The organism is Paenibacillus sp. MCAF9, assembly GCF_052114265.1.
Lineage (GTDB): Bacteria > Bacillota > Bacilli > Paenibacillales > Paenibacillaceae > Pristimantibacillus.
Map to the genome: position 1 here is coordinate 100058 of NZ_JBFREL010000015.1, position 18144 is coordinate 118201.

16 protein-coding genes are annotated in these 18144 nt (G+C 44.9%); all 16 read left to right on the top strand.

The features are described from left to right. The first annotated feature begins 50 nt into the window (after positions 1–50). The 16 genes from AB4Z45_RS21155 to ymfI all read left to right on the top strand — a co-directional run bounded on the left by AB4Z45_RS21155 (position 51) and on the right by ymfI (position 18112). Positions 51–1046 (top strand): polysaccharide deacetylase family protein, encoded by a 996-nt coding sequence (locus AB4Z45_RS21155; RefSeq protein WP_441911345.1) that lies wholly within the window; start codon positions 51–53, stop codon positions 1044–1046. Between the two features lie 123 nt (positions 1047–1169). Then, a complete protein-coding gene (locus AB4Z45_RS21160; RefSeq protein WP_076269191.1) occupies positions 1170–2438 on the top strand; it encodes a M16 family metallopeptidase in 1269 nt (422 codons plus the stop codon). Continuing rightward, on the top strand, positions 2383–2862 hold the full coding sequence (gene dut, locus AB4Z45_RS21165) for a dUTP diphosphatase (protein WP_441911347.1): 480 nt from the start codon (positions 2383–2385) through the stop codon (positions 2860–2862). Before AB4Z45_RS21160 ends, dut begins: the two co-directional genes overlap by 56 nt. Positions 2863–2990: 128 nt before the next feature. Beyond that, positions 2991–3890: a dipicolinate synthase subunit DpsA gene (gene dpsA / locus AB4Z45_RS21170; protein WP_441881236.1), complete on the top strand. Its 900-nt coding sequence runs from the start codon at positions 2991–2993 to the stop codon at positions 3888–3890. Continuing rightward, positions 3887–4477, top strand: coding sequence for a dipicolinate synthase subunit B (locus AB4Z45_RS21175; protein ID WP_076269194.1), 591 nt, complete (start codon positions 3887–3889; stop codon positions 4475–4477). Before dpsA ends, AB4Z45_RS21175 begins: the two co-directional genes overlap by 4 nt. A 28-nt stretch (positions 4478–4505) precedes the next feature. Next, a complete protein-coding gene (gene asd / locus AB4Z45_RS21180) occupies positions 4506–5540 on the top strand; it encodes an aspartate-semialdehyde dehydrogenase (protein ID WP_441911349.1) in 1035 nt (344 codons plus the stop codon). Positions 5541–5602: 62 nt separating this feature from the next. Next, the gene (gene dapG, locus AB4Z45_RS21185) at positions 5603–6817 is read left to right on the top strand and encodes an aspartate kinase (RefSeq protein ID WP_339208970.1); all 1215 of its coding nucleotides are present in this window, start codon (positions 5603–5605) and stop codon (positions 6815–6817) included. 25 nt (positions 6818–6842) lie between these two features. Further along, positions 6843–7718: a 4-hydroxy-tetrahydrodipicolinate synthase gene (gene dapA / locus AB4Z45_RS21190; protein ID WP_441911351.1), complete on the top strand. Its 876-nt coding sequence runs from the start codon at positions 6843–6845 to the stop codon at positions 7716–7718. A 433-nt stretch (positions 7719–8151) separates the two neighbouring features. After that, positions 8152–9831, top strand: coding sequence for a ribonuclease J (locus AB4Z45_RS21195; RefSeq protein WP_053375776.1), 1680 nt, complete (start codon positions 8152–8154; stop codon positions 9829–9831). A 216-nt stretch (positions 9832–10047) separates the two neighbouring features. After that, complete coding sequence (locus tag AB4Z45_RS21200; RefSeq protein ID WP_430055122.1) at positions 10048–10785, top strand: ClpP family protease; 738 nt, start codon at positions 10048–10050, stop codon at positions 10783–10785. After that, a complete protein-coding gene (locus tag AB4Z45_RS21205) occupies positions 10782–10994 on the top strand; it encodes a YlzJ-like family protein (RefSeq protein ID WP_441911352.1) in 213 nt (70 codons plus the stop codon). The genes AB4Z45_RS21200 and AB4Z45_RS21205 overlap by 4 nt, the downstream gene beginning before the upstream one ends. 81 nt (positions 10995–11075) lie before the next feature. Further along, entirely contained in the window at positions 11076–13754 is a 2679-nt protein-coding gene (locus tag AB4Z45_RS21210; RefSeq protein WP_441911353.1) for a DNA translocase FtsK, read from the top strand. A 117-nt stretch (positions 13755–13871) separates the two neighbouring features. Further along, positions 13872–14657: a spore cortex-lytic enzyme gene (gene sleB / locus AB4Z45_RS21215; RefSeq protein WP_441911354.1), complete on the top strand. Its 786-nt coding sequence runs from the start codon at positions 13872–13874 to the stop codon at positions 14655–14657. A gap of 147 nt (positions 14658–14804) precedes the next feature. Then, the gene (yfmF, locus tag AB4Z45_RS21220; protein ID WP_441911356.1) at positions 14805–16079 is read left to right on the top strand and encodes an EF-P 5-aminopentanol modification-associated protein YfmF; all 1275 of its coding nucleotides are present in this window, start codon (positions 14805–14807) and stop codon (positions 16077–16079) included. A 3-nt stretch (positions 16080–16082) separates the two neighbouring features. Then, the gene (gene yfmH / locus AB4Z45_RS21225; protein WP_441911358.1) at positions 16083–17369 is read left to right on the top strand and encodes an EF-P 5-aminopentanol modification-associated protein YfmH; all 1287 of its coding nucleotides are present in this window, start codon (positions 16083–16085) and stop codon (positions 17367–17369) included. Beyond that, a complete protein-coding gene (gene ymfI, locus AB4Z45_RS21230) occupies positions 17366–18112 on the top strand; it encodes an elongation factor P 5-aminopentanone reductase (RefSeq protein WP_076269202.1) in 747 nt (248 codons plus the stop codon). The genes yfmH and ymfI overlap by 4 nt, the downstream gene beginning before the upstream one ends. Positions 18113–18144 lie beyond the last annotated feature (32 nt).

Here is an 18144-nt window from a genome sequence, read left to right on the forward strand (position 1 = left end):
ATAAGGTCAAGCTTAGAAAGCGTGCGAGGACTTAGATGGGAGTGGGAATAATGATGCTTAGAAAAGCAACTGCAATTGTGGCAAGTATGCTTCTAGTGCTTGCATTCGTCAGTATGAACGACGACATATCAAAATTTCTCTCTTCTTTAAAATATGATAATAAAATGGTTTATGCACAATATTCTTATACGCAATCGGAGAAGCAGAGGCTGCTGAACATAATTTCAGAAGAAGCAGATAAGCTGAATATTGCACCAGTAGACGCGCGGATTGATCGTGTTTGGAGAGCTATTCCAGGGTATAACGGCTTGGAAGTCGATGTTGATAAAACGCTCGAAGCTGCATTGCTTGCTCCGCCTTCTCAAACCATTCCTTATGTATATAAAGAGGTTGAACCCGAAATCAGTCTAAATGATCTTGGTCCACATCCGATTTTTCGCGGCAATCCCAACAAAAAGATGATATCGCTTATGATCAATGTCGCTTGGGGCAATGAGTACATAGATTCCATTTTAAAAACACTTAAACGTGAAAAAGTGAAAGCTACCTTTTTCCTTGATGGCAGCTGGCTAAGTAAAAACGCTGATGTTGCTAAGCAAATACAAGCTGAAGGACATGAAATGTCTAATCATGCGTATACTCATCCTGACATGAGTGCGATTAGCAGGGAAGCGCAGTACAATCAAATAGCCAAAACCGAAGCCTTATTGAAATCGAGCTTGAACGTAAACAACAAATGGTTTGCTCCGCCATCGGGCTCCTTTAATCAAGCGACTGTCCAGATTGCCGAGGAGCAGGGGTTAAAAACGGTGCTGTGGACCATTGATACGGTTGATTGGCAGAAACCGCCGGCAGATGGCGTTGTGCGCAAAATTGCAGCGAAATTAGAGCCTGGAGCGCTAATATTAATGCATCCTACAGCCACAACGCGAGATGCGCTGCCTGGCATAATTGCTACAGCTAAATCAAAAGGCTACGCAATAGGAACGGTTAGTGAAACGCTTTCCTCCAAGCGGATTCCCGTTGAAGTTGAGGGAGCGGACTGATTCTGCTATAGTAAAAACATTCATGTTTAGAGTCACATGTATATGATGTCAGTTTTGTAAGGCAAAATGATGAGACGTATAATAATGATCATTTTGCTGCACAAAACATGAGGAGGACTACTAATGAACAAATACACACTTAGCAATGGATTGCGTGTTGTCGTTGAATACATACCGACAGTAAGATCAGTATCGTTTGGCATATGGGTCAAAACGGGCTCACGCAATGAGACGCCAGAAAATAACGGCATCTCCCATTTCATTGAACACATGCTGTTCAAAGGCACAGAAAGCCGTACTTCAAAGGACATAGCGGATTTATTCGATGGTATAGGCGGAAATGTMAATGCGTTTACCTCGAAGGAATATACGTGTTATTTTGCCAAGGTGCTTGATGAGCATTTGCCGCTTGCCGTAGACGCTCTCTCGGATATGTTTTTTAATTCCCAATTTGATCCGGAAGAATTGGCGAAAGAAAAAAATGTTATTCTAGAGGAAATCTCTATGTATGAGGATACTCCGGATGATAAGGTGCATGACGAAGCCTCTCGCGCAGCATTCGGTGAACACCCGCTTGCTTATTCGATATTGGGGCTTGAGGATCGTTTGACTGCCATGACCTCTGATACGCTTCGCGGATATATGAACGATACGTATACACTTGAGAATGTAGTAATCAGTGTTGCAGGCAATGTTGAAGAGCAGAGCTTGCTTGCGTTAATGGAACAATATTTTGGAAGCTTTAAGAATAGCAAGCCAGCCTCATCCATCATTACGCCTCCGGCATTTCATGGCGATTATTTGTTTTACAAAAAGAAAACAGAGCAAAACCATTTATGTGTCTCTTTCCCAGGGTGCTCGATTACCGATTCAAATTTGTATGCCATGATTCTTCTTAACAATGCTATAGGGGGCGGAATGAGCTCGAGGCTGTTCCAAGAAATAAGAGAGAAGCGCGGACTCGCGTATTCTGTCTATTCCTATCACACTTCCTATGCGGATACTGGCTTGTTTACTTTATATGCTGGAACGGCGCCTAAGCAAACGAAGGAAGTGCTTGATTTAACGATGGAGCAGATGAACGAGCTATCTGTAAAAGGATTAGGCGAGGATGAGCTGCACCGCGGCAAGGAGCAATTGAAGGGCAGCTTGATTTTGAGCTTAGAGAGCACGAGCAGCAGAATGAATCGATTGGGCAAAAACGAGTTGATGCTCGGTCATCATTACACGCTTGATGAGCTGTTGAAGCGTATCGATTCGGTGCAGATGTCAGATGTAGTTGATGTTACGAAGCGTATGTTAGCTGCTCCTTTCTCCGTTGCAATGGTCGGAACGAATGATAAAGCAGCAGCAGAGCTCAGGAGGGATCAATTTGTATCAAGTTCAGTTTAAACGATTAGAAGGAAATGAAGATATAGCCATACCGAAAAAAATGTCCGAATGGGCAGCTGGCTTTGACCTGCAAGCTTCTGTAGGAGAGCCTGTAGTATTGCAGCCAGGCGAGCGTAAGCTTATTCCTACCGGCTTTGCAATGGCAATGCCCGGGGAGCTGGAGGCGCAAATTAGACCGCGCAGCGGCCTTGCGTATAAGCATGGCATTACTTGCTTGAATTCACCAGGTACGATTGATGCGGACTACCGTGGAGAAGTGAAAGTGCTGCTCGTCAATTTAGGCGATCAGCCGTTTACAATCACGCGCGGGGAAAGAATAGCTCAAATGGTATTCCAACTCGTGCCGGCAGTTACGATTATAGAAGCTGACGAGCTGCCTGACACCGTAAGAGGTGCCGGTGGGTTTGGACATACTGGCGTTTAAGCGATATGAATTCATAAATGAGTATGAAGAAGATCGGGCATATGCCCGATCTTTTTTTCTTTTTCACCCCGCTCTGGGCGCAAGCATAAGATGATCTAGAGCTATTAGCAAGAAAGGAGTGAAGCTTAATGCTAACAGGCGTTCAAGTTCTGCTGCTTGGGGGTGATGCAAGGCAGCTGGAGGTAATTCGAAAGCTGACTGAGCTTGATGCTGCTGTCACAGTTTCGGGTTTTGACGGCTTGCATTCGTCACTCGACGGAGCGGTACAAGCGGAGTTTGAGGAACAGCTTTTTGAATCCGTCGATGCGTTGTTGTTGCCTGCCGTAGGCACTGATGATCAAGGGATCATCCAGAGTGTTTTTAGTGACCGACAAATGCAGCTGGCAGACAGCCATTTTGCAAAGCTGCCAAAACATTGCACAGTATATACAGGGATGGCGAAGCCTTATTTGCGTCAGCTATGCGAGCAGCATTCACTGTCGCTCGTTGAGCTGTTTGACCGTGATGATGTTGCCATATACAATTCAATTCCGACAGCGGAAGGCGCCTTAATGATGGCCATTCAGAATACGGATATTACGATTCATGGGTCTTCTTCTATGGTGCTTGGTTTCGGTAGAACAGGCTTTACAATGGCACGAACACTTCAAGGTTTGGGGTCCAAAGTGAAGGTCGGTGTACGGCGTTCAGAGCAGTTCGCAAGAGCGGCAGAGATGGGTTTTGAGCCTTTCTACATCAGTGGTTTATTGCATCATGTGAGCAATATTGACTTGCTTTTTAATACAATTCCGACTATGATAGTCACAGCACAAATTATCGCAAATTTACCTTCGCGAGCCGTCATTATTGACCTCGCATCGAAGCCTGGCGGGACAGATTTCCGCTTCGCTGAGAAGCGTGGCATTAAAGCGATGCTCGCACCCGGACTACCCGGTATCGTCGCACCGAAAACAGCTGGACGTATCATAGCGGATTGCTTATCTCAGTTGATTTTGGACGATACGATTAAGCGGGGGAATGGGATATGAATTGGTCTGGAATTACGGTGGGTTATGCATTGTCAGGCTCACATTGTACGTTTGCTGAAGTTATGCCTGAAATTAAGCGGTTCGTCGATGCGGGGGCCAATGTGGTGCCGATCGTTTCGAATACACTTATGACAACGGACACTAGATTTGGAAAGTCCGAGGATTGGCAAACACAGTTAAAAGCGATTACCGGAAATGAACTTATTTCGACCATTGTGCAGGCGGAGCCACTTGGGCCTTCTAAGCTGCTGGACGTTCTTGTCATAGCACCTTGCACAGGAAATACAACAAGCCGACTTGCAAATGCGATTACGGACAGCGCAGTACTTATGGCTGCAAAAGCCCAAATGCGCAATGGCCGTCCGCTGGTTCTTGCTATTTCGACAAATGATGGACTTGGTTTAAATGCCGCTAACATAGCGAAGCTATTAGTGGCTAAACATATTTATTTTGTACCGTTCGGCCAAGATAACCCGGTGCAGAAGCCTAATTCGCTTGTTGCCAGAATGGATTTGGTCTTGGAAGCATGCGAAGCTGCCCTCTCTGGCAAACAGCTGCAGCCTCTGCTTGTCGAACGTCATTCATGACACACGGTTAGAGGGGAGACGACAACAGATGTCGTATCAGAAATTGTTTAACGTTGCAGTTGTTGGTGCAACAGGCGCAGTAGGAGAACAAATACTGAAATTACTTGCATCCAGAAACTTCCCAATCCGAGAGCTTAAGCTGTTATCGTCTGCTCGCTCAGCCGGCACAAAAATTACATTTAAAGATCAGGAGCTTACGGTTGAAGAAGCAAAACCGGAAAGCTTCGAAGGTATCGACATCGCTTTGTTTAGTGCAGGAGGCGATGTTACTAAAGCATTGGCTCCACATGCTGTTAAACATGGTGCAGTATGTATTGATAACACAAATGCATATCGCATGGACGAAAACACACCGCTTGTCGTTCCTGAGGTTAATATTGAGAAGGTTAGCGAGCATAAGGGCATAATCGCTAATCCGAACTGCTCGACCATTCAAATGGTAGTAGCTCTTAAACCGCTACAAGACCGTTTTGGTATTTCGCGTATTATCGTTTCCACCTATCAAGCGGTTTCTGGTGCTGGAAATCTTGCTATTGACGAGATGCTTCGTCAAACTGCAGCTTCACTTCAGGGTGAAGAGGTAAACCCAGCTATTCTTCCAGTAGGCGCATTGCCGGTTAAGCATCAAATTGCATTTAATGCGATTCCGCAAATTGATAAGTTTCAAGAGAATGGTTATACGCTTGAGGAAATGAAAATGGTTCGCGAAACGAAAAAAATTATGGGTGACGAGTCTATCCAGGTTACAGCTACATGCGTGCGAATTCCTGTCGTTTACGGTCACTCGGAATCTTTATATGTTGAGCTCAAAAACGACTACGATTTGGAAGAGGTTAAGCAGCTGCTTGCAGATGCACCGGGCGTTACGCTCGTTGATGATCCTGCTAATCAGCAATACCCGCTTGCGACTGATGCTGCCGGTAAGCCGGATGTATTTGTTGGTCGCTTGAGACGTGATCTTGGTTCGGATCGCGGACTTAATATGTGGATCGTCTCCGATAACCTGCTCAAAGGAGCAGCATGGAATGCTGTTCAAATCGCTGAACATATCGCAAGAGGTTAATGTATTAAGTAAAAGGTAGTAAAGCTTGCTTCTTCCCTGGATCGATCATGGAGGATTATAATATGCGCATCCTGATTCAAAAATTCGGGGGCACCTCTCTTTCTACCGATCATGCCAGAGAACACGTAATTAGTCATATTACCAGAGAACGCAGCAGTGGCCTTGCTGTAGTCGTAGTCGTATCTGCTATGGGGCGTAAGGGCGATCCTTACGCAACGGATACCTTGCTTCAGGTTATACGTGATAATGGCGACAGGCTGCCAGCGCGTGAGCGAGATATGCTGCTAGGCTGCGGAGAAATTATTTCCGCAGCCGCTTTATGCAGCTTGCTCATTGCGAGCGGCATTCCTTCCGTTGTCCTAACCGGAGGACAGGCGGGCATGATTACTGACGAGCAGTATGGGCAAGCCCGAATCAAAGAGATTCGGCCAGATAAGGTGCTTCATCATTTACGTGAAGGAACCGTTGTAATCGTAACAGGTTTTCAAGGAAGCACAGCATTAGGAGATACGACAACACTTGGCCGCGGCGGAAGCGATACTTCAGCTACAGCATTAGGTGCTGCGCTGCGCGCTGAAATGGTCGATATTTATACGGATGTTAACGGGATTTTAACGGCGGACCCTAGATTAGTCGAGGAGGCGAAACCGCTTCCTGTCGTAAGCTATGCTGAAATATGCAACATGGCAAGGCAAGGAGCTAAGGTTATTCATCCTCGTGCCGTTGAGATTGCTCAGCAGGCTCGTATACCGCTCCGTGTTCGTTCTACTTTCTCAAGTGAAACAGGCACATTAGTAACTGATTCAGCTGAGCTTAAGGCTGAGCTGGCGGTTAAGGATCGTCATGTTACAGGAATTGCCCATGCAGCAGGGATTACTCAAATATCAGTAAAGGCTATTGAAGGCCGAAATGATGTGCAGCTGCAAGTGTTTCAATCTATGGCTAAACATCATATTAGTGTTGATTTTATTAATGTAACGCCAAGCGGTGCAGTTTATACCGTATTTGATCATGATGCTAAACGTGCAGTTGATGTACTGAAGGAATGCGGTTTTGCACCTTCAGCTATTAAAGGCTGTGCTAAAGTATCCGTCATCGGCGGTGGTATGAATGGAGAGCCAGGCGTTATGGCGCGTATCGTGGAAGCGCTGACGGAGCAGGGCATTTCAATCATGCAATCGGCTGATTCTAATACTACGATATGGGTGCTCGTTCGTGAAGCGGATATGGTAGAGGCACTTCGTTCTCTGCACGCGAAGTTCGAGCTACATCGATAGAGCAACTTTTTTGGGAGGAATTCAGATGGAATTTGGAAGACTAATTACCGCAATGGTAACCCCATTTGATGCGGACGGTCATATTGATTGGGAAACGACAGCAAAATTAATTGATTATTTGATTGAGGAGCAGCAAAGCGATAGTCTTGTCGTTTCAGGCACGACTGGCGAATCACCGACGCTCTCCGATGAAGAAAAACTGGAACTGTTCCAATTTGCTGTTAAGCATGCGAATGGTCGTTGCAAAATCATTGCTGGTACGGGCAGCAACAACACAGCCCATTCCATCCATCTGACAAAAGACGCAGAAGCAGCAGGCGTTGATGGCATTTTGCTTGTTGCTCCATATTATAACCGTCCTAGTCAAGAAGGACTTTATCAGCACTTTAAGGCTATTGCTGAAGCAACAAAATTGCCTATTCTTTTGTATAATGTGGAAGGTCGTACGGGAGTCAACATCTCTGTCGAAACGACGCTTCGCTTAGCACAAATCGACAATGTTGTGGCGACAAAAGATTGTGCTTCAACAGATCAATTAACTCAAATTATTAGTGGTGCTCCTGCAGGATTTAAAGTATACAGCGGGGACGACAGTGCTACACTTCCTGCTTTGGCTATTGGAGCTTACGGAATCGTTAGCGTTGCGGGACATGTCGTTGGCGCGCAAATGAAACAATTAATCGAAGCCTATGTGAACGGAAACGTGCAGGAAGCTGCTCGAATAAATGGTATTTTACATCCAATTTTCAGAGGTTTATTCAATTGTCCTCATCCTGTACCTAATCCTGTGGCCGTGAAATTTGCACTTGGCTTAAAAGGTTTGCCAGTTGGAGGAGTTAGACTTCCGCTTGTTACTGTGACCGAGGCTGAGGCCGCATTCTTACGCAATTTACTGGTGTAAATACACGTAATCGTTGATTGCAGCCGGTGCATCCAGCATCGGTTTTATTTTTTTGGGAAGCATATTGCATAATAGCAATATCGTGTTTCACTTGTATTCCAGCTTTTTCTTCATGTATAATGATTTCAAGTGACTGGGTGCGGCAAATATTTGGAAATGAAATTAACGTCAGAGCGGCATCTGACGATAACAACGCATAGGTAAACAATGTTCGGCATTAATTACCTGTGGATCCGTACAAAATAAATATTGCTTTTCCATATTACGACAATACTTACGAGGCCATTATAGCTTCGCAATAATAATTAGATGCTTACGGAGCCGTTCGCTTCGAAATATTTAAGAAAATGCTTACAAAGCTATTTTGCTTCGAAAATTAACCCAATGATTACGAAGCGAATTTCGCTTCGCAAAATTTTAAGGAGGAAAACACTTGTCTAAGAAGAACAACCAGGATAAATTGCTCATTTTTGCACTAGGCGGAGTTGGCGAGATCGGGAAAAACATGTACGTCATCCAATATAACAATGATATCGTTGTAGTTGACTCAGGACTTAAGTTCCCTGAAGAGGACATGCTCGGAATCGATATTGTTATCCCTGACATCTCTTACCTAACGGAAAATCGCGACAAAGTTCGCGGAATTATTATTACACATGGTCACGAGGATCATATTGGCGGTTTGCCTTATGTACTAAAAAGCTTAAATGTGCCATTATATGCAACAAAACTAACACTCGGACTTATCGAAGGAAAATTGAAGGAAGCCGGCTTGCTCGGAGAAACGAAACGTATTCTCATCAATGCTGATAGCGAAATTCAATTAGGCACGATTCGTGCATCCTTCTTCAGAACGAACCACAGTATTCCAGATTCCGTAGGTGTCAGCTTGGATACACCTGAAGGTACTGTTGTTCATACTGGTGACTTTAAATTTGACCATACGCCGGTGAATGAGCAATTTGCTGACTTGCAGCGTATCGCTGAGATTGGCAAGCGCGGCGTTTTGGCGCTATTGTCAGACAGTACAAATGCTGAACGTCCAGGATACACGCCATCTGAAGCACAAGTTGGCGACAATCTAGAGGATATTTTCCGCAAATCGTCACAACGCGTTGTCGTAGCAACTTTTGCTTCCAACGTACATCGGATTCAACAAATTATAAATGCTGCTATTGCAACAAAACGTAAGATTGCGGTTGTTGGCCGCAGTATGGTTAACGTTGTAGGTATCGCTTCTGATCTTGGCTACTTGAATATTCCAGAGGGAATGATTATTGAGCCGGAAGAAGTAAACAAATTAGCTGCTGATCGTGTTGTTATTTTGTGTACAGGCAGTCAAGGCGAGCCGATGTCGGCGCTTACTCGCATGGCTCGTTCGACACATCGCAAAGTTGATATTTTACCAGGCGACACCGTCATTATTGCGGCAACACCAATCCCGGGCAATGAAAGATATGTTGGTCGTACTGTTGATGAATTATTCCGCCTTGGCGCAAATGTTATTTACGGAAATGGTTCCGTTTCAGGCGTTCACGTATCTGGTCACGGCAGCCAAGAAGAACTTAAGCTTATGCTTAACTTGATTAAGCCCAAATACTTCATTCCTATCCACGGTGAATATCGTATGCTTCGTCAGCATGCGAAGCTTGGAGAAGCAATCGGAATTGAGCGCGAGAACATTTTCGTTATTGATAACGGTGATACAGTTGAGTTCCAGAACGGCAGCGGCCGCAAAGGCTCGAAAGTACAAGCAGGAAACGTATTGATTGATGGATTGGGCGTAGGCGATGTAGGTAACATTGTATTGCGTGACCGCAAGCTTTTGTCGCAAGATGGCATTTTGGTCGTTGTTGTTACATTAAGCAAGCAAGATGGCGCGATCTTGTCTGGTCCAGATATTATTTCTCGCGGTTTCGTTTATGTTCGTGAATCCGAAGGTCTTCTTGATGAAGCCAATCGCATCGTAACATCGACGCTTACACGTTTGATGAATGATAAAGTAAATGAATGGGCATCGCTCAAAACGAATGTGAAGGATGCGCTTGGTCGTTTCTTGTACGAGCAGACTCGTCGTCGTCCAATGATTTTGCCAATCATTATGGAAGTTTAACATATAAATAATTAATGAAAAGAATCGCTTGTCCTTTCCGCAATTGCCGCGGCGGACACAAGCGATTCTTTTTTTATGTAAAAACCGAAACCGTTTCTGCTTGGTTTGTCAAATCAAGAGATCTAGACTGTATTTTGTATAATTTTTTGACCAGACCTCATACTATGACGAGCATCAACATAAGAGGGGGATATTTAAATGAATGGTCACACAAACATGCAGTTTACTTCAGAGCAGCCTGAACAACCTATTCCAGACGATAAAAAAAAGGCGAATGCTGTTGTCGAAACGATTCAGCAGCTTGGTCAGACAGCGGCTCCTGCATTGACGGAATCCAATATCTTTTGTATGACCATCATTGGGCAAGTGGAGGGACATCTCGTTTTGCCTCCGCAAAATAAAACGACTAAATATGAGCATCTTATTCCACAACTCGTAGCAGCTGAACAAAATCATAAAATTGAAGGTGTGTTTATCGTTCTGAATACTGTAGGCGGCGATGTCGAGGCAGGACTGGCAATAGCTGAAATGATTTCATCACTCAGCAAGCCAACAGTAACGCTCGTGCTTGGCGGAGGACATTCCATAGGTGTTCCGATTGCCGTAGCTGGCGATATGTCGTTTATTGCAGAGACAGCAACGATGACGATACATCCAATTCGTCTAAACGGTTTAGTAATCGGTGTACCACAAACCTTTGAATATTTGGATAAAATGCAGGAGCGCGTCGTACGATTTGTAACTTCGCACTCGAACGTGACGGAACATACATTTAAAGAGCTCATGTTCAAGACGGGGGAGCTTACACGGGATATAGGAACTACGGTTATTGGGTCAGATGCAGTCAAGCATGGTCTGATTGATGCCGTTGGCGGCTTGGGTGAGGCGTTAAAGGAATTAAACCGAAGAATTGAGGCTTCCAAGCTCGGCAGAATTGAGGTGAATATCCAATGACACTTTATACGAATATGCCTCTTGAGGTTGTGCTGGAGGGCTTTAATGACGAAATAGAGCAACCGCAAGAGGTATGGTCAAATGGTGTAAAGATGCAGGTGACTCCTATCGCACCGGGAATGGGGAAAATTATTCGTTTATTAGATTGCAGCCTCGATGACTATCTCAATCCAAATTTAATGCCGGGCACGATTGTGAATTATAAATAATGAACAAACAAATGTTCGTGCAAATGTCTCATAGGAACATTTGCCCACCTATGGTATAATCTTTTACCAGAGGTGACGGATTTGGCAAAGAAAAAGAGACGAAAAAAATCAATTGGCACAAACTTAAAATATGAAGTATATGGAATTTTGCTTATTACAATTTCAATTATTGCCCTCTCTGGTGAGGCGGCTGTCGGGCGCTCGTTATCCAAGCTGTTTGGGCTTGTGCTCGGCAAATTTTATTTTGTATTAGCACTAATTGGGATTGTCATTGGACTTGCGGTCATGATCAAACGCGCTTGGCCTAAAGGATGGACGAACAAGCGAACAGGTTTGTTTATTATGGTGCTGGCGTTTACACTCATGAGCTCCATATCTGAAATTGATCAAAAGCTGAGCCCTACGGTTGATTTGACAGGGTCGAAGATTTTTAATCAGCTTAGCAGCGATTTGAAATTATCTTTAATAAGTGTACCGGCCGAAAATGATTTGCCGATCAGAGACAAAGAAATAAGCGGTGGTTTTGTAGGCGCTATTCAATATTCATTATTTTTCTCTTTATTCGGGTATTATGGCGCGAAGCTTATTATGTTTGTTATGTTCGCGATCTCTATCATGCTTATGACAGGTAAGTCGTATGTGGAGTTAGGGAGATTGGTTACGACCCGTGGCAATCGCATGTTCAAGCTGCTTGCAGCTAAATGGGAGAAGAGAGCTTCCCTGCGTGCTGCCGCAGCAGCACAAGCGAGTGCCAATGTTGGACAGGCTGATTTCGATGATGATGATGAAACGATTGATGACGATCATGAAAGTTATGTTGCTGCTCCTCCCAAGAAGAAGAAGAGAAGATCCTTGTTTTTCTCTTGGAGACAGGATCAAGATGAGGAAGAGTCTGATATATCCATTCATCCGCAGGATGAATGGGTGTTCGAGCCAAATGGAACGGACACGCTTGCAAGCGTGAAGCCAGCCTGGCAAAATGATATCGAACCGCCTTGGGAGAAATCCGGCGCCGATTTACATACAGAATTGACTCCAGATATTCATGAGCATGACAGCACGCCGCCATGGGAAAATGCTGGTGATGGTCTTATAATCGACCATGAGCCGCTTGTACCTAATCGTGATGAAGCATGGAACCAAACGAATCCTATCCAGGAATTGGCAAATTCAGAGCTGCTAAACGATACTCTGGAAGAGGCTGAGGATGATGATACGGATTTATTGGAGCCTGAAATAATCGAGGCTGGTGCTAATTCTTCAGAAGCGCTTATGTATGAGGAAGATACGGAGCAACCGATTCCGAAACGTCCTATTGCCGAAGAGAACGCACCTAAGCCTTACTTGCTGCCGCCTTTTACACTGCTTACTAAACCGAATTTAATGAGCAAAAATGCAGATGCATCCGACATGTACGACTCTCGCCGAAAGCTGGAGGCAACGCTGGAAAGCTTTGGCGTACGTGCCAAGGTACTGGATGTTGTTCGCGGGCCAGCAGTAACTCGTTATGAAGTTCAGCCGGCAACAGGCGTTAAGGTTAGCCGAATTGTTGGTTTAACGGATGATATCGCTCTTGCGCTAGCAGCTAAGGATATTCGGATGGAGGCACCGATTCCGGGGAAATCAGCCATAGGGATAGAAGTGCCAAATATGGAGGTTTCCGTCGTAACGATGCGGGAGGTAATGGAAACCACTGCGTTTCAAAATGCTGCGTCCAAATTGTCTATCGCGTTCGGCCGAGATATATCGGGACAGACGATCGTAGGCAACTTAGCCAAAATGCCCCATTTGCTTGTAGCAGGTGCTACAGGTTCGGGTAAATCCGTTTGTATTAACGGCATTATTACGAGTATTTTGTATAAGGCTGCGCCAGACGAGGTTAAATTTCTTATGATTGACCCAAAAATGGTTGAGCTGAACGTATACAATGGAATTCCGCATTTGCTCGCTCCTGTTGTTACGAATCCTAAGCGTGCTTCTCTGGCTCTAAAGAAAATTGTTGTTGAGATGGAAAGCCGCTATGAGCTTTTCTCAAAATCCGCAACTCGTAATATCGAAGGCTACAACAATTTAATGGCCGATAATCCTGCAGCTGTTCTTCCTTATATCGTTGTTATTGTGGACGAGCTTGCTGACTTGATGATGGTTGCTGCAAACGATGTAGAGGACTCCATTGCAAGGCTTGCTCAAATGGCGCGTGCAGCTGGTATTCATCTTATCATTGCAACGCAGCGGCCATCAGTCGATGTCATTACGGGCGTTATTAAAGCAAACATTCCTTCCCGTATTGCTTTCGGTGTATCTTCTCAGGTAGACTCTCGCACCATTCTTGATATGGTAGGAGCAGAAAAGCTGCTTGGTCGCGGTGATATGCTTTTCTTGCCGGTTGGGATGTCGAAGCCGATCAGGGTGCAAGGGGCTTTTTTATCCGATCAGGAAGTAGAATCATTAGTAAACTACGCACGCGGTCAAGCCGAAGCGCAGTATAAAGAGGATCTTGTACCGGAAGTTGAAGAGGAAACAACGGATGGGAACGAAATGCTCGATGAGCTTTATGATCAGGCGGTACAAGTGATATTGGAAGCGAAGCAGGCATCGGTTTCCTTGCTGCAGCGGCGGATGAGAATTGGCTATACTAGAGCGGCAAGATTAATCGACCAAATGGAGGCTCGCTCTATTGTTGGTCCTTATGAAGGCAGTAAGCCGCGGGAAGTGCTAATTACACTCGATCAATTTCAAGCTGGAAGAGCTAGCTCATAATACCGAAGTTTGCAGAAAACGGAACGAAGTGCATAGAAGTGGGATCAACTTCTCATACTAAAGTTAGGTAACGCTACCTTAAGCGAACTAACTTGCAAGAGAAAGGCAGATCCCATCATGAGAAATCGTTTGATTTTGGTGACCTCGATTATCGTGCTGTTGTTGTTCGGTTCCTTTTCGTTACTGAGCGGAAAGCATGACGGAGTAAAGGAAACGTTCAGCAACGCCACCTTAACGGTAGGCTCAACTGGACAAGACGTAAAAGAATTGCAAGGACGGCTAAAGCACCTCGGTTATTTTAAAGGTGATATAGACGGGAAGTTTGGATCGAGCACAAAAAATGCGGTCACTTGGTTTCAATGGAAGTTTGGGCTTAAATCGGACGGTATTGTCGGTGCCAAAACAAAGCTGAAGCTCTGGGAAGCAACCAAAAAATGGACGCCATCAGCAGCAGCCCCGCCTGCTTCCGGTTCTAATTCTGGCGGTAAAGAAAATGCTGGTTCTTCCGGCAATAAGGCACCCATTGGAGGTTCCAACCGATTAGGCTTGTCGGAAAATGACATACAGATTATGGCTAATGCCGTATACGGTGAAGCAAGAGGCGAGCCGTATGAAGGCCAAATCGCGGTTGCAGCGGTTATCATTAACCGTATGAAGTCTCAAAGTTTCCCCAACACGATTTATGGTGTCATCTTCCAGCCTGGTGCCTTTACAGCGGTTGCTGACGGTCAAATTTGGCTCACGCCTAATGCGAAAGCGCGCGAGGCAGTTATGGATGCCATAAACGGCCAAGATCCGTCTGGCGGTTGTCTTTATTATTTCAATCCAGAAACAGCAACCTCAAAATGGATCTGGACAAGAACACAAATTAAAACAATCGGCAAGCATATATTCTGTATGTAACTATAAGCCATTCTCGAAAGGAAGCAGCCGTTACTGCCTAGTGCAGCAGTGGTTGCTTCTTCCATTTCCTATAGGTTAGAATGGTATAGTGATTTGTTTAATGGAATAGATTTACTCTATAACGCGCCGTTGAAAGGAGCAAACCGAGTGTCCACATTTGAAAGAGGGCAGCTGCAGCGCATTCGTCTGCATGTATTGCCTACAAAACGATTCAAAACGTTTGCCATTTCGTTATTTGCGGGACTTTCACTTGAAGAAGCAACAGTAACACCGGTTGCTCTTATTCCGTTTGTACTGAGAAGAGGCACGGCGAAATTACCAGAAACGATTACTTTTCGTGAGAAGCTTGATGATTTATATGGAGCAGGCTTTGGGTTTGATGTATATAAAAGAGGCGACTCTCAGATCGTTCAATTTCGAATGGATGTCATAAATGATGAGTTTGTTTCATCCGATACTCCACTTCTTGCAGAATCGCTGCAATTTCTAGGTGATGTAATAACAGACCCGCTCATAGATCAGAATGGTTTCCATCAGAAGTATGTAGATGCCGAAAAAACGACGCTCAGAAAACGTTTAGAGGCGATCGTAAATGATAAAATTCGATACGCTGCTGAGCGCTGCTTGGAAGAAATGTGCGCGGATGAGCCTTATCGTTTGCATCCACTAGGTAAGCTTGCTGAAATCGAATCCATTACCTCATCGTCACTTTATGATTCCTATTTGCAGTGGCTGGATAATGCAGCGCTTGACTTGTATGTCGTTGGAGATACGACGCTTGAGGAAGTAACGAAGCTTGTGTCGAGCGCCTTCAAGCTGAAGGATGGTTCACCATCTGCTTATTCAACGCCTAACATCCACCACCCTGTTAAGGAAGTAAAACAGGTTACAGAACGGATGGAAGTGAGTCAAGGTAAGCTGAATTTAGGACTTCGTACGGGAGTCGGGTATGTTGACGATGCTTATCCAGCTGCATTAATGTACAACGGCATCTTAGGCGGATACCCTCATTCGAAGCTTTTCTTGAATGTCCGCGAGAAAGAGAGCTTGGCTTATTACGCTGCATCCCGTCTTGATGGACATAAAGGGTTATGCACAATTCAATCCGGAATTGAGTTTGCAAATTACGAGCGAGCAGTTGCGATTATTAAAGAGCAGCTTGAAAGTATGCGTCAAGGAAATCTCTCGGAACTTGAGATGAACCAAACCAAGGCGATGATATCCAATCACCTTCGTGAGCTTCAAGACTCAGCATATGAGATGATTGCTTATGATTTTAATGGCGTGTTAACGGGTAAAGATCGAAGTGCAGAGCAGCTGCTTGAACAGGTTCAAGCGGTAACAGCTGAGGATATCGTTAAGGTTGCAGAGCAAGTACAGCTCGATACGATTTACTTTTTGCGCGATCGAAAGGAGGCATAAAAGGTGCAGACCCTAAATTATCCAAATGTTCAGGAAACCTTGTATCGTGAAGTGCTTGATAATGGACTTGAAGTTATCGTGCTTCCGAAGGAAGGCTTTCATAAAACGTACGCGACATTTTCTACAAAATACGGTTCCGTTGACAACCGTTTTTCAGTTGGCAGCCAGCCGCCTGTAAAAGTGCCGGACGGTATTGCACATTTTTTGGAACATAAAATGTTCGAAGAGCCTACAGGCGATATTTTCGCAGTATTTGCCTCTCAAGGTGCATCGGCTAATGCCTTTACGAGCTTTGACCGAACCGTATACTTGTTTTCGGCAACGGAGCAAATTAACGCGAATTTAGAGACGCTTATCAATTTTGTTCAGAACCCTTATTTTACGGATACAAATGTGGAGAAGGAAAAAGGGATCATTGAGCAAGAAATCAATATGTACCGCGACAATCCGGATTGGAGAGTCTATTTTGGATTGATTGATGCGCTTTATCATGAGCATCCTGTTCATATTGATATCGCCGGCACTGTCGAGTCCATCAGGCAAATAGATAAGGAAACGCTATATCGCTGCTATGAAACGTTTTATCACCCATCAAACATGTTGTTGTTTGTTGTTGGCGGAGTGAAGGCGGAGGTAGTATTCCAGCTTGTCCGCGACAATCAAAATAGCAAGTCATTTGAACCACAAGGACCGATTGAACGTTATTTTGAGAAAGAGCCGGAAACAGTGAAAATTGCGCGTAAGGTAACGGAGCTTCCTGTATCATTGCCTAAATGCATGCTGGGCTTCAAAGAAAAGCAGACAGGTCTTGAAGGGGAAGCGCTTCTTCGTCAAGAAGTAACGACCAAGCTGATGTTGGATGCTTTGATTGGACCTAGCTCTAAGCTTTATCAGCAGTTGTATGAAAATGATCTGATCTCAGATTCATTTGGAAGCGAGTATAATTCGAGCACGGGTTATGCTTTCTCCGTTATCGGCGGAGATACTCCAAATCCTGATGAGCTTATAAAGCAAATCCGAACGGCGGTTGAAGCCGTTTTGGTAAGCGGTATTGAGCCTACTGCGTTTGAAAGATCCAAACGTAAAAAAATCGGTGGATATTTGCGCATGCTTAACTCCCCAGAAGCAATTGCCGGTGAATTTACAAGATATCGATTCCGTGACAGCGACATGTTCGACGTCCTCGATTTCTATGAGAAATGTACACTTGAACAAGTGAATGAACGGCTCCGCGAGCATTTTGATTTTGATCAGCTTGCAGTATCCATTGTGGAACAGCCTTCAAAATGAAGACGCTCCAACAGATGACGGTTCTTATTACGGGGGGAAGCCGCGGCATCGGAGCAGCTATTGCTAAACGATTTGCTGCGGAAGGCGTAAATATCGTTATCCATTACTTGCAATCTCATGAAACAGCAAATGAAACGGCACGGATGTGCATGGCTCTTGGCGCGAATGTGTTAACCATTTCTGCTGATCTGCGCTCTAAGGAGCAGCTGGAGCGGATGCGGGAGAAGCTGGAGAGCCATAATATGCTTCCCGATATATTGGTTAATAATGGCGGAATTTCACATTATGGCATGTTAATGGATGTGACAGAGGAAGAATGGGATGATGTGATGGCGGTCAACCTAAAAGGAATGTTCCTTTGTTCGCAGCTATTTATGCCGAATATGATTGCACAGCGCTTTGGCCGCATCATAAATGTTTCTTCTATTTGGGGAATGTCAGGTGCTTCGTGCGAGGTTCTCTATTCCACGACGAAGGGTGGCATGAACGCCTTTACTAAGGCGCTGGCAAAAGAGCTGGCGCCGACAGGCGTTACTGTCAATGCGGTTGCGCCTGGTGCAGTTGAGACAGAAATGATGGATGGGTTCAATGCGGAGGAAAAGGCAGCTATTCAGCAGGAAATTCCGGTTGGACGTTTTGGCTCAACAGATGAAATTGCTTCACTTGTTTATTTTCTTGCACTGCCGGAATCTTCCTATATTACGGGCCAAGTCATTAGTCCGAATGGCGGATGGCATACGTAGTCGGTGGCTGCTGCTGCTTGGGACAAGCTTGT